Annotated in this window: 1 protein-coding gene; it reads right to left on the minus strand. The window is 58.4% G+C overall.

The window, feature by feature from the left end:
- Positions 1 to 233: type VI secretion system baseplate subunit TssF (locus tag DEO48_RS24860; RefSeq protein ID WP_181367055.1), on the minus strand; the 233-nt coding region annotated here is incomplete at both ends.

Consider the following 233-nt stretch of genomic DNA (forward strand, 5'->3'; position numbering starts at 1 on the left):
CACCGGCCATCGGTAACACTCCTTGTTGTCCAGGTTGTACACTTCCAGCAGATGAAACGCGTTCACGCTGGCATAGAGGGAGAGGAAATGCGCAAGCACTGTGCCGAAGAGATACAGTGAGCCTTCGCCTCCGAAGGCTGACTGACGCACAAAGAGGCGGGATTTCAGGCCGCGCACCGGCATACCCCGTATCAGGCGATCAACCGGCACGGTCTCAATACGCTCGATCCCCG

It is taken from the genome of Enterobacter sp. CGMCC 5087 (assembly GCF_003144775.1).
Taxonomy (GTDB): Bacteria; Pseudomonadota; Gammaproteobacteria; order Enterobacterales; family Enterobacteriaceae; genus Enterobacter; species Enterobacter cloacae_M.